Consider the following 13,107-nt stretch of genomic DNA (forward strand, 5'->3'; position numbering starts at 1 on the left):
TTCAAGCGGAAACGGCAAGCCGTCACCTTGGGCACGGACATAGAAGCAGAAGTTCACGCTCTGGTATAGCCGTTCAATTCCAGCCAAGATGCACAGGCATCGGTCCACGTCCGTGTATGTGGCTCATCAGCTCCTAAACCAATCCCGTGCATACCATGTGCATATATGTGAAGATCGAACGGAATATGATGGCAGCTCAGTGCTCCTGCGAACAGCAGGCTGTTCTCGAGCGGAACGGAGGCGTCATCCGACGTATGCCAGAGGAACGTTGGCGGAGTCTCCGCTGTTACTTGGCGTTCGCTGCTTAGACGTTGAGCCAATTCCTCATCGGGGCTCTCACCCAGCAGGTTGGTCTTGGAGCCCTGATGTGTTACCCCTTCGGTCATGGAAATGACCGGGTAGCACAGAATCAGCCGGTCCGGCCGGCTGGACAGCCGTTCGAGCGGCTCCTGATGATCCGGATTCCCGAGATCATACAGCACACCGGCTGCAGAAGCGAGATGTCCACCGGCGGAGAAGCCCAGAATGCCCAGCCGGTCCGGGTCAATTCCGAATTCATCCGCCCGGAAGCGGATCGTGCGCAGCGCTCTTTGCGCATCCTGCAGCGCACTCGGGTATTTATACGGCGCAACACGGTAGCGCAGCACAAACGCTGAAATCCCGAGTGTATTCAACCATTCTGCAACCGGCCCTCCCTCGTGATCGGCACGCATCCCGTAGCCGCCTCCCGGACAAATCACAACGGCGGCATTCTGCTTGCCTTCAACTAAATAAGGTGTAATCGCGGGCCGGTCCTCATCACTGGTCCCCAGCGCCCCAGGCGCACCTTCAGGCCATAGCAACAACGTTTCCATCATCATCCCTCAAGCTTTCCTTCTATAATAGAATAGGTAGTAGAGGAAATAAGTTCCTCTAGGCAATTCTATCAAGGTCTTACAGTTCATGCAATCCGGATACTACCAGATCTGCCTCCTTCAGCACTTCCCGTTTCCCGATGCCGACGACCTGCATTCCCGCAGCTTTCCCGGCGGCCACACCAGCCTCGGCATCCTCGAATACCACGCAGTCCTGCGGCTGCAGGCCCAGTTCCCGGCATGCAGTCTGAAACACTTCCGGGTCCGGCTTTGCCCGGGATACCTTATTGCCGTCAACAACGGCATCGAACAGTCCTGCAATATTAAGCTTATCCAGTATGAATACGGCATTCTTACTGGCTGAACCGAGGGCAATCCCGACGCCACGCGCTCTAAGACCGCTCAGGTAGGCCTTGACACCAGGCAGCAGCTCAGATTCATCCAGCGCGGAGATATACTCGACGTACAGGCGGTTTTTCTTCTCAGCCATCGCAAGCTTCTCCGGTTCGCCGAACTCCAGGCCCCCGATCTCCAGCAGAATATCCAATGATCTCATCCGGCTGACACCCTTGAGCCGCTCATTATGCTCTTCCGTGAACTGGAATCCAAGCTCATCAGCCAGCGAGCGCCACGCAAGATAATGATATTTAGCTGTATCTACAATCACACCGTCCAGATCAAAAATTGCACCTTTCATTTGCTCCAGCATCTGTTATATTTCCTCCTAATTGCCTCTTGTTTGATTGTACAAGCTGAGTTAAATTTTCAGCGTAAACCCGCCCTGCATCCCGGATCATATTTTCGAATTCCTGCCCAAAATACAACATTCCCCGCATGATATCGGCCATAATTTCAAAATTGTTGCAGGAAAGGAAGCATTTCTCCTCCTTCAAGCCGCTTAACGGGATAATTCTTGTATTTCATACAACAATCTGCCTGAACGGGCAGTTATTATGTTTACAAGTTGCAATACGTACAACAATTAGGCCGGTACAGTGTTTACGTAAGAGTCTAAAAGTCTTAATTACCAGCAATACATTACATCTCTAATTTCACTGCTGCCGGATTGTCGTGACTCCGGAGTCCGCATTCTCCTCAGCAGCCCCTTGCGCTTTACCTTGAGTCCACAGGCGCAGCTGCATACCCGGGTGGCACAGCTCCGGCTCGCCGCCGAATCCGGTGAACGCTACGGCTATACTGTTGTCCGGCGCTGCGGTAACGGTAATTTCTTCCCGGCTGATCTGCAGCCGGAAGCTGCCGCCGCGCAGCACAACCGGCAGCTCCACAGACCTCCAGGCCTTCGGCAGCGCCGGATTCAGGACGGCGGTCAAGCCATCAAACTGCAGGCCTGCGAAACCGAGCACTGCAGCCATCCATGCGCCGCCGTTCGCAGCCGGATGGGTTCCGCCAATGTAGAGATCTCCAACGTACTGCTTCGATTCACCGGTGAGATCCACCGTAGCCGTGCGCATGAAATACGGATATCCCCAGTCCGGTGAGCCGATATCTGCGGCAACAAGTGCGTAGATGCACGGGCTAAGGCTTGATCCGTGCTCGGTGCGCGGCTCGTAGAATTCCCAGTTGGCCTGCTTCACTTCCTTGCTGAATTTTCCCTTGAACAGGTTCAGCATCAGCACGACATCAGCCTGCTTGAGTATTCTTGTGGTCGTGGCTAGCCCGTTACCGCCACCCCAATATTCATTTTTGTTAATTACCCGTGATTTCAGGTCAGCCAGCGCAACCTCTTCCAGCTTCAGATAGCGGTCAAACTGTTCAATGACCAGAGTGTCAGGATCCGGCTGCGGAACATAGAACTGCTCCAGCATAGCTGTGAACTCGGCCAGGAACGGACCGTCGGCAAACTGCTCAGCCAGCTTCGCATACACCGCCGGATATTTGTCCTTCAGCAGGCTTGCTGTCCGCAGAGCAATTTCCAGAGTCTCCTGTACCAGAGCATTAGTGAATGCATTATTGTTCACCCGCTCATGGTACTCATCCGGCCCGGTCACATCCAGAATCTCATAACGTTCCTTCACCGGATTGTAGTAAGCATAGGAGTAGAAGAAGCGCGCACACTCCCAGATGACTTCAGCCCCGCCGTCCGCGAGCATACTGTCATCCCCGGTGAACTGGATATACTGCCAGATTCCATGCACGACATCCGCACTGATATGCACCTGTTTATCACGGAAATACGTGCGCATCGGGCGTCCGGTGAACACATCATTTACATTGAACAGCGTGCAGGCATCATCCCCCGAATCCTGGCTCTCCCAGGCATAAAAAGCCCCCAGATACCCGTACTCAGTTGCCTTCCGGCGGGCACCGTCCAGCGTATGGATGCGGTACATCATCAGATTGCGGGCAATGCCGGGATCACTGTGCAGGAAGAACGGCAGCATGAACATTTCCGTATCCCAGAACACGGCACCTTTATAGACTTGGCCGGACAGACCGCGTGCAGGAATAGATACCTTCTCCGAAAAGGTCGGCGCAATAATAAGCAGCTGATAAATGCTGTACCGGAGAGCAAACTGTGCTTCATCATCACCTTCAATAACTACATCGCTGCGTGACCACCGTTCTTCCCACTTCCGGCGGTGGGCTTGCAGTAGCTCCGCATAACCCATTTCTGCCGCAGTCCTGACCGTCTGCACCGCCTGTACAGCAGGGTCACCCTCCCCATTAAGTCCCGAGAACACAGCCACATATTTGCACCATTCATAAGTCTCTCCGGCCTTGATGTCAAAAGAAACCGCCCGGAGCGCCGCCGCCTCATCGACAACCTGCTCTGGAAACGCGAATTCCGCCAGCTCAGCAACCGCTACCGGCAGCTGCAATTCTCCGGTAACAGCCGTTGTCAGGAGTACCTCTTCCTGTAGCTGATTCCGTTGTTCAAACAGATGGGGGCCATTGATATCCCAGACCTCCCCGTCGATACCTGTCTTTATCTCTATCCGGCAATTCACAGTACTATGCACTGTCCATTTGCCGGCCATTACATGCAGCTGATCCATGCTTACGAACCGTTCGGCAGTCAGGGTCAGCCGGCCGCCGTCACGGATATTGAACACCGTCTCCCGCCGGTGGAGTGCCGAGCGGAGATCCAGACTCTGAACATGCGCCAGCGGTTCCGTCTCCAGCACGCTAAGCACTTCCCCGTCACAGCTGATCACAGTGTACAGGCCATTCGGGGCATTCACCGGCTCGCGCCATTTGTCCCCTGATCTATCATATACCCCGGCCAGTGTAACAGCCGTGAGCTGCTCCTTGCCGAACTCCTCGAGGATTCCCCGGAAGCCCATATATCCGTTCCCGGTCATATATTTGTTACCGTTCGTCGTTATCTTGCCAGGTTCGAAGCTGCGTTCACTTACGGTCCAGTTCATTACGCCATCATCCCTTCACCCAGCGGAAGCGTCGTTCCCGCTGCATCCACCTTCACTGGCTGACCATAGATCATCACTTCAGTGCTTCCACCATTTATAGCTCTGAAGCTGACCGAATCTTTGTTCACAATGATACCCAGCAGCACGCCTTCGTACATGACCTGGAAGCTGTAAGAAGTCCATTTCTGCGGCAGCGCCGGGTGGAAGGACAGCTGCGGACCATCCGAACGCATGCCGCCGAAGCCGTATACAATGTTCATCCAGGCAGCTGCTATCGAAGTTGTATGCAGTCCTTCTCTGGTATTGCGGTTGTAGTTATCCAGATCCAGCCGGGTGGCGAACTCGAAGAAATTATAGGCTTCCTCATGTTTGCCGATTTCACTGGCCAGAATGGAATGAATAGACGGCGAAAGCGAAGACTCATGAATACATCTGGATTCGTAATATTCGTAATTCGCAAGCTTGGCTTCTCTGGAGAATTGTCCGTTATATAAGAACATGAACATCAGCACATCCGGCTGCTTGATCATGTCATAGCGGTACAGGCGGTCATACGACCAATTCGAGTAGAGCGGGAATTCGGTCACCGGTATCGAGTGAATATCGATATGCGGCATATCAAAGAATCCGTCATGTTCCTCATAGATGCCGCTGTCTGTATCGAGCGGAATCTTCATATGCTCGCGTTTGTTATCCCAATCGGCCAATTCTTCATTGCGAAGCTGCGTTCTGGCAGCAACGGCTGTATATTCTTCCGGCACCTTCACCTTCATCTCGGCAATCGTTTCGAGTGTAAACTCAAACAGCTTCTTGGCCATCAGATTGATATAGCAGTTATTGTTGACCATCAACTGGAATTCGTCAGGTCCCATGACACCGAAATAGCCATATTCCCCGCTGCGCTGTCCCCACTGGCCGCGGGTCGCATAGAACCGGCTGATCTGAATCAGCATCTCAGCGCCTTTACTGTAGAGGAATTCCCGGTCGCCCGTATTCTTAACATAATGCCAGATGCCGTAGGAGACGGCCGTTCCGACATGCAGCTGGAGATTGGAGTGCTGCCACAGATCACAGCTCTCCGTCCCGTCAATGGTGGCAATAGGATAAAAAGCGCCTTCGCAATCCACATCCTTCCCGCGCTGCATCGCTTCCGGCAATGTCTTGTAACGGAACTCCAGCAGGCTGCGGGCAGCCTTGGGATTGTTGAACATATAGAACGGCAGGCAATAGGACTCCGTATCCCAGAAGGCCAGACCGCGGTATGCTTCACCCGTCAGCCCTTTAGCACCAATGTTATAGCCGGGGTGGTCGCCATGATAGGTCTGATACAGCTGGAAAATGCAGAAACGGATCCCCTGCTGATTCTCGGGATCACCTTTAATAACAATATCGCTGGTTGTCCAGATGTTGCTCCAATAAGAGGCTTGATCAGCGAACACCTCCTGCTCATCCAACTGGCTGGCCGCTGCTGCAAGCTCCATGCCCTCCAACCAGAGACTGTCCCCGGTGCGGGCAGCACTGCTGTCCGTCGCATTCACGACGAGCTTGGTGAAAGAAGCTGGCGCTCCTTGTGACAGCTCAAGCGAGAACTTCCGTCCGATGAACCGGTCATGCTCCACAAGCTCAGTATTTAAAGGCTGGGAGGACTGAAGCATAAACCCGGAGAACAGCTTGTTCCCGGTTGTCAGCGTACTTCCCAGAATTGCTGTAACATTCCCTACTTCTCCGCTGCGCAGCTGCTTCCACATGCTCTGGCCGCGTTCTTCATGGATCATATTGAAATCAAGCCCAGTGCAGACCTCCGCACTGCCCGAGAAATTAAGCGGTTCAAAGGTGATCTGCTGCAGGCCCAGATGAGACATGGTCATACTGACCAGCCGCGTGAATCCAATCTTCAACTGTTTGCCGTCCGCCAGGTGCCAAATGAATTCCCTCCGGTATGTCCCGGTACGGAAATCCAGTCTGCGGGTATAGTGCGATACCTTGCTGTGTGCCAGATCCAGCTGCTCACCATCCACCGATATCCGGGTGTACAGCCAGTCCACCGCATTTACCATATAACGCAATGACCGGATAATGCCCTTGTAATGGTTGCCGACATCCATCTGCTCATTTAGTCCGTTAAAATAGCTGCCGGGCAGAGAATCTCCGCTGTACCCTTCTTCCGCATAACCCCGCACGCCCATATACTCATTGCCCAGTGAAAAAATGGATTCCGAAGTCCGGTTACGCTCCGGATCAAAGCCGTCTTCAATGATTGCCCATGGATCGACCTTCAGATATTTGTCCGCCACTTTTGCCATATTTGATTTCTCCTTCTCTAGGGAAATGTTCAGCCCGCCCCGCACTTGTTCACGGGGGTACGGACGCTCAGTTCCAGAGTATCTCTAAGCGCCTTCAGGACCAAGGTCTGCTTATAACAGAGTTATGTGCATTTTTACGGAAATGATGCAATCCTGCATTGTGGGGTACGATACTTTAAACCAATCAGTGCTTTGTCCCGTAAAAACAAAAAAAGCCGCAAGCTCCCAGGATCTATCCAGAATAGGAGACAGCTGCTATAATATCCTGTAATACAGGTTGTTGATCCCTCTTATGGTCCGAAAACATATCATTTCTCACACAAATGAAGTGAAAATTATCACAATGTAAAAAATTCGACACTTTTTCGCGAAAATATTTACCCATAAAGAGGAATTTCCATGTATAATTAATTTAAAATTTACTGAAAAACTGAGGGAATAAAGGGGATGTCGATTATGATAAAGGAACATTATAATGTTATCGAAGCCCGCGGCAATACAAACTGTTTCTCCGAACAGAACTTTAACCGGCTATTGGTCACCATGAAGGAGCGCATGGTACCTGAAGGCTCTCACCTCTTCTGGGAAGGCGACTATTCGGATAAATTGTTTTATATCAAACGTGGACGTGTGAAACTAACCAAATCTACTGATGAAGGCAAGGAACTAATCCTGTATATGTATCAGGCCGGTGACATGGTTGGTCAGGCAGACCCGTTCTTCAGCACGAAGCATAGCTTCACTGCCGAAGTGATTGAAGAAAGTGAAGTCGGCGTTATCGAGCAGAAGGATCTGGAGATTCTGATCTGCCAGCACTGCGATTTCGCGATTGACTTTATGAAATGGATGGGGATTCATCACCGTCTCACGCAGACGAAATTCCGCGACCTTATGATGTACGGCAAACCGGGTGCACTCTGCTCTACGCTGATCCGTCTGGGCAACACCTATGGCGAGAAGACCGGCGACAGCATTCTGATCAATAAAAAAATTACGCATACAGATCTGTCCAACATGATTGGCGCTACCCGTGAGAGTGTTAACCGCATGCTGAGCGATCTGCGTAAAAAAGACGCTGTAGAGTATGAGAATGGCATGATTGTCATCAAGGATCTGTCCATGCTCCAGGACATCTGCCACTGCGAATTATGCCCTAATGAAATTTGCCGGATTTAATTCCTAATAATAATACCCTCTATTCACCTCAATGAAACATATATGACCCAAGAATTTAATAGAGTGGTCGAGGCGCCTTGTCCGGCGTCTTTTTTTCATGTCTTTGGGCGAATATCCGCGCTGCCAGCTGTTCTATAATGTCTTCAATTCCCATTCATCATAATATTCCGGCGTAAAAGTCAGCCCCACACCACTGAGCCACTTCGCTGCCAGTACTGCTGCCGGCGAAGCCGAATCCAGCGTGATCCCTGCCAGTTCCACCCATTCCATCCCGCTCGAATCCTGTTCTTCAAAATCTGCAATACCTGCAGGCGCCTGCTCCCCGGCCAATTCAACCTGGTACAGGGCTGCCAGATGATGCATATGCGTAAAGTTATCCTCCTGATAACGGACAAAGAAATCGAATATGCCCAGATTCCGTTCTACCTTAACTGCAAATCCGGTCTCTTCCATAAATTCTCTGACCAGACCGTCAAGCAGTGATTCGTTTGCTTCAAGTCTCCCGCCAGGCAGATCGTATCTGCCGGTATACGGGCCTCTTCCTTTATGAATCACCAGCAGCTTGCCGTCCCGCTGACAGATTCCATATACGCCAAAATGGTTAAAGCTCTCCATTACAGCCACTCCTTGGTTCGAGTCCAGAACAGCTTAACACAGAATGGCTGCTCCTTTCAGTGACAAAAAAGCCCCGCAGCAATTTAATCTGCGGAGCCTTCTGGATTAACTTATTTTCTTTGTCTTCTGGGGAGCAGGTTCTCTCCGCGGAGTACGCACAGGTGAGATCAGCCAGTACGCCATCCCGACGAATACACCGCCGCCGATCATATTGCCGAGCGTAACCGGAATCATATTATGCAGCCAGCCGGCGATGCTCACAGTTTCCGGATGGTTCGGCAGCAGCACCGCTACGCTGAGTAAGGTCATGTTCGCCACACTGTGCTCATAGCCGCTTGCAATAAAGGCGAACAGGCACCACCAGATCAGCACCAGCTTGGCAGCTTCACTCTTGGCACGGGAGGACATCCACAATGCCAGACAGACTAGCCAGTTACACAGGATGCCGCGGAAGAACAGCTCCGAGAACGGCAGGCTCATCTTCTTGGCAGCTGCAGTGAAGATCAGATGATCCACAGGAGCTGCCTTGAAGAGTCCCGTACCCTGGATCAGTAGAGCCAGAACCACTGCCCCGGCTACATTGCCGAAGAATACGAGCACCCAGTTCTTCACGGTATCCCAGATTGTCGTTCTGCCGGCAAGCGTGCTTACCGTGAAGAACATATTGTTCCCTGTAAACAGCTCCGAGCCCGCGAACACCACCAGGGTCAGGGCAATGCCGAAGGAGGCTCCCATAATCAGCGGCTGAAACGGGGACTTAATCGCAGTCAGCGGTGCACCGAGCGAGAAGATCAGAATAATGCCGATCCCTACATATGCTCCGGCAAGCAGTGCCGCCAAGAAATATTTGGGCAAACTCTCATTCATCTTGTCACGTTTGCCAGCGGCTGTCTCAACGATATTCTCTACGCTCTGCGTAAACATATCTACACCTGCTCTTCCTTTAATTTATAGCCTTGCAACTGCCTCAGGCAGACTGACCTTGACCACTCCGCCATCCACTGTAACCGGATGGACTGTAGCCTGACCGCGGTCCGGAGCCTGAACCTCTCCGGTCCGCAGATCGATTTTCCAGTCATGCAGCGGGTCATACAGATAATAGCCGGAGACAATCCCCTCAGCGAGCGGACCGCCCTTCGGGTGTGGACTGTGGTTCTCCACAGCATAGAAAGCGCCGTCCGATGTGCGGAATATGGCTAACTCCACCTCTCCTGCGTTTACTACCCGGCCAATCTGCAGCATGAAATCATCTGCGGCTCCTACTGCATACTCTCGACTACTGAGTTCCATAATTTTCTCTCCCCTTCCCTTCAGGCTAGACCCGTGTCTGTTCGAACAGTGCTGTGCGGGTGCTGTTGTCATCCAGCATCTTTTTCCATGGATCGCTGACCTGTGCCAGGGCGAAATCAATCCGTGCGGCGAGTTCCTTCCGGTTGTCATCGCTGCCCAGAATCACACTCTGGATATGCTCAAGGCCCATCCGCTCTACCCATTCTGAAGTTCTTTCCAGGTAATTGCCGGTTTCCCGGTAATATTGCATCACGGCAGAACAGACCTCAACGAGCTCTTCATCGGTCCTTACCTTACAGAAGGCATCCGCAATCCGCGGCTTGATTCCGCCGTTACCGCCGATGAATACTTCCCAGCCGCCGTCATTGCCGACAATACCGATATCCTTCGTGCAGGATTCTGCGCAGTTGCGCGGACAGCCGTTGACCGCCATTTTGAATTTGGCCGGCATATCCAGCCGCTCGTATTTGCGTTCAAGCTGAGCGCCCATCTCCATGGAATCCTGTGTACCGAAACGGCAGAACTGTGAACCGACACAGGTCTTGACGGTACGCAGGGATTTCGCATACGCATAGCCGGAAGGCATATCCAGCTCCTCCCACACCTTCGGCACATCTTCTTTTTTGACACCGATCAGGTCCAGACGTTGTCCTCCGGTCACTTTCACGACCTTCACATCATACTTCAGGGAAACGTCGGCGATACGCTTCAAATCTTCAGGAGTGGTAACTCCGCCATACATGCGGGGAACAACCGTATATGTCCCGTCCTTCTGGATATTGGCGCTCATCCGTTCATTGACAAACCGTGATTCCTTCTCATCCTCATGGGTCTCAGGGTAAATTATGCCCAGATAATAGTTCACTGCAGGACGGCATTTGGAACAGCCTTCCGGCTGCTTCCAGTCCAGCACATGCATCACTTCTTTGGTCGTTCTGAGGCCCTTCGCCGTAATTTCGGCTACAATCTCGTCCCGGCTGAGCGGGGTGCAGCTGCAGATCCCTTGTTTGGCACTTTGCTGGAAGCTGTCCCCTAGAACGAACTGCAGAATCTGCTCGACGACAGGCTTACAGCCGCCGCAGGAACGGGTCGCTCCGGTGCAGGCCTTGATCTCATCCACTGTAGTGAAGCCATTCTCTGTAACGGCATCGACAATCGCCTTTTTGGTAACCCCGTTGCAGCCGCAGACGATTTCTTCATCGGCCATTGCTTCGACAGACAGTCCCTTCTTGGCCCCGCCTCCGCCGCAGCAGCCTGTGCCCATAACCTCACCATAAATCTCATCGGTCATTTCCGTCGCCTGCTTCACCAGCTTCTGCAGGCTCGCCGATTCTGTTACATCACCGAACAGAACTGCACCGACAATAATGTTATTTTTGAGCAGAATTTTCTTATAGGTTCTCTTCCATTCATCCTTAGCTGAAATGACAGTATGCTCCGCTGTTTCGGTGAATTCTCCGGCCGAGAATACATCTACACCGGAAATCTTAAGCTTCGTCGCAACAACCGAACCTTCATAGCCCGGAGTCGGCACCCCCGACAAATGTTTGGCCAGCACCATCCCCTGCTCGAAGAGCGGCGCTACCAGACCATAGCAGGTCCCCCGGTGCTCCGTACATTCACCAACGGAATATACGTCAGCCATGGAGGTTTGCAGATAGTCATTGACTACTATCCCGCGGTTAACGGTAATGCCGCTATCCTTGGCAAGCTGAACATTGGGCTTAATGCCGACCGCCATCACTACAAATTCTGCCGGCAGTTCACTTCCGTCACTGAAGCGCAGACCGGTAACCCGCTCTTCTCCAGTCAATTCGGCCGTCTGTTTGCCCATGGCGAACTTCACACCTTGACGCGCAAGCTCCGCCTGCAGCATAGAAGATGCCGTACGGTCCAGCTGCCGCTCCATCAGATCCTCCAGCAGATGAACAACGGTGACGTCCATCCCCAGATTCACGAGGCCCTTAGCCGCTTCGAGACCAAGCAGGCCTCCGCCGATCACAGCTGCCGTGCGGTACTGCTTCGCCGCTGCCAGCATGGCATCGCAATCCGCGATATCACGGAAGCCGACAACCCCTTCCTTCGTACTGCCCGGTACAGGTAATATGAAGGAGTTTGAGCCTGTAGCAATAATAGCTTTATCATAGTGAACCGACAGCCCGGTATCCGTAACCACCTGTCTGTTATTCTCATCGATCCGGATGACAGTTGTGCCTGTATGCAGTGTAATATGGTTATCTTCATACCACTGATGGTCATTCAGAATAATATCTTCAATGGTTTTGCTGCCTTCGAGGACATAGGACAGCATAATCCGGTTGTAGTTGGGATGCGGCTCACTGCCGAAGACTGTAATATCATAAGCGCCGCCCAGTTTTAGAATCTGCTCAATCGTGCCTACACCCGCCATGCCATTGCCAATCAGCACTAACTTTTCTCTTTCCGCTGTCACTGGTGGGACCCTCCTTCATAAGTCTGTTATCTTCACAAACTTGCTTGATAGAGAAATTATACTGTCCGAAATTCCCCGCCAATGGTGATTCCAGTCACACTAAATGTGAAAGGTTTCACATAAAGTAGCAGACGCAAAAAAGGACCTCCATGCTCACGGCACAGAAATCCTTGAATCCGGCTAACCGGGTTAGGGTATTCATAGTTACTTCAGAACCAATGATATTTCCAGCTTGTCCTGCGGTCTGAGCTTCATATCCACTCCATTGCCCAGCAGACCCTTGTCGTTAACCTTCAGCTTCCATTCTTCACTGCTGAGCGGTGTATAATCCATTACGGCAAGAACTGTTTTGTTATCTTCAGCAAGCTTAATCATCCCGCTGTTCTTCATAAGCCCCCTTACTGACATATCTTCCGTATAAGACAGCACATGCGAATGTGTCAGCTCAGGCTGCTCGCTTCCGCCGTTCACCGTGAGGAGCACCGGCTGAAATACAGCCCCGGCTGCGGCCGGCTTTGCCGCAAAGATGATAGCCGCCCCGGTCTCAATTTTACTGTTCCAGTCTGTAAGCTTCTTGCCGTTCACCTGTACTTCCCACACCATATCCTGACTAAGCGCAACCTTATTAACCTCAAGAATACTATAGCCGTCTGCTGCAAAAGTAACGATGCCGCTCTTTCTCAGCAGCTCTATGATGGAATTACCTTCAGTATAGGCTTCACTAAGCAGTCTGCCGGAGGTTCCGGCCATTTCACGTTCACCCACGAGGATTGACAATGATAATCCTGTGCTTCCGGCACTGCCGCCGTTGTCTCCCGGCCCCAGAACCGAGCTGCAGCCGCTGGCTGAGATTATAACAACAAAGCTCAGCAGCAAGCGCCACATCCATTTCGCGGACATTCCAAGGCACCGCCTTCTTATGTATTATCCCTGACTCTTTAAGGATAACGCATAGAGGACTTGTTCTCAAATTATTTCTGTTATACGCAAAAAAGTCCCCGGAAGGACTTTTCAGAAAGCCGCGCATC

10 protein-coding genes are annotated in these 13,107 nt (G+C 52.0%); 1 reads left to right on the forward strand and 9 read right to left on the reverse strand.

Annotated elements, in window-relative coordinates:
* Positions 1–53: 53 nt before the first annotated feature.
* The 4 genes from PBOR_RS23845 to PBOR_RS23860 all read right to left on the reverse strand — a co-directional run bounded on the left by PBOR_RS23845 (position 54) and on the right by PBOR_RS23860 (position 6,546).
* Positions 54–854 carry an alpha/beta hydrolase gene (locus tag PBOR_RS23845; RefSeq protein WP_042219839.1) on the reverse strand — a complete coding sequence of 267 codons (801 nt, stop codon included), beginning with the start codon at positions 852–854 and terminating at the stop codon, positions 54–56.
* A gap of 79 nt (positions 855–933) precedes the next feature.
* Positions 934–1,563: a beta-phosphoglucomutase gene (gene pgmB / locus PBOR_RS23850; RefSeq protein WP_042216015.1), complete on the reverse strand. Its 630-nt coding sequence runs from the start codon at positions 1,561–1,563 to the stop codon at positions 934–936.
* Positions 1,564–1,906: 343 nt separating this feature from the next.
* Positions 1,907–4,243 carry a glycosyl hydrolase family 65 domain-containing protein gene (locus PBOR_RS23855; protein ID WP_042216018.1) on the reverse strand — a complete coding sequence of 779 codons (2,337 nt, stop codon included), beginning with the start codon at positions 4,241–4,243 and terminating at the stop codon, positions 1,907–1,909.
* The gene (locus PBOR_RS23860; protein WP_042216021.1) at positions 4,243–6,546 is read right to left on the reverse strand and encodes a glycoside hydrolase family 65 protein; all 2,304 of its coding nucleotides are present in this window, start codon (positions 6,544–6,546) and stop codon (positions 4,243–4,245) included. Before PBOR_RS23860 ends, PBOR_RS23855 begins: the two co-directional genes overlap by 1 nt.
* A 456-nt stretch (positions 6,547–7,002) precedes the next feature.
* On the opposite strand from PBOR_RS23860, the gene PBOR_RS23865 reads away from it, so the two are divergent.
* Entirely contained in the window at positions 7,003–7,722 is a 720-nt protein-coding gene (locus PBOR_RS23865) for a Crp/Fnr family transcriptional regulator (protein ID WP_216626496.1), read from the forward strand.
* Positions 7,723–7,854: 132 nt separating this feature from the next.
* On the opposite strand, the gene PBOR_RS23870 is transcribed toward PBOR_RS23865, so the two are convergent.
* The 5 genes from PBOR_RS23870 to PBOR_RS23890 form a co-directional block, all read right to left on the reverse strand.
* Positions 7,855–8,337 (reverse strand): NUDIX hydrolase, encoded by a 483-nt coding sequence (locus PBOR_RS23870; protein ID WP_042216022.1) that lies wholly within the window; start codon positions 8,335–8,337, stop codon positions 7,855–7,857.
* 105 nt (positions 8,338–8,442) lie between these two features.
* The gene (locus tag PBOR_RS23875) at positions 8,443–9,261 is read right to left on the reverse strand and encodes a formate/nitrite transporter family protein (protein WP_042216024.1); all 819 of its coding nucleotides are present in this window, start codon (positions 9,259–9,261) and stop codon (positions 8,443–8,445) included.
* 24 nt (positions 9,262–9,285) lie between these two features.
* Positions 9,286–9,627: a nitrite reductase small subunit NirD gene (gene nirD / locus PBOR_RS23880; RefSeq protein ID WP_042216027.1), complete on the reverse strand. Its 342-nt coding sequence runs from the start codon at positions 9,625–9,627 to the stop codon at positions 9,286–9,288.
* A gap of 25 nt (positions 9,628–9,652) precedes the next feature.
* Positions 9,653–12,079 carry a nitrite reductase large subunit NirB gene (nirB, locus tag PBOR_RS23885; protein WP_081972156.1) on the reverse strand — a complete coding sequence of 809 codons (2,427 nt, stop codon included), beginning with the start codon at positions 12,077–12,079 and terminating at the stop codon, positions 9,653–9,655.
* Positions 12,080–12,283: 204 nt separating this feature from the next.
* Entirely contained in the window at positions 12,284–12,979 is a 696-nt protein-coding gene (locus PBOR_RS23890; RefSeq protein WP_042216029.1) for a hypothetical protein, read from the reverse strand.
* Between the last annotated feature and the right edge of the window lie 128 nt (positions 12,980–13,107).

It is taken from the genome of Paenibacillus borealis, from assembly GCF_000758665.1.
GTDB classification, from domain to species: domain Bacteria; phylum Bacillota; class Bacilli; order Paenibacillales; family Paenibacillaceae; genus Paenibacillus_AQ; species Paenibacillus_AQ borealis.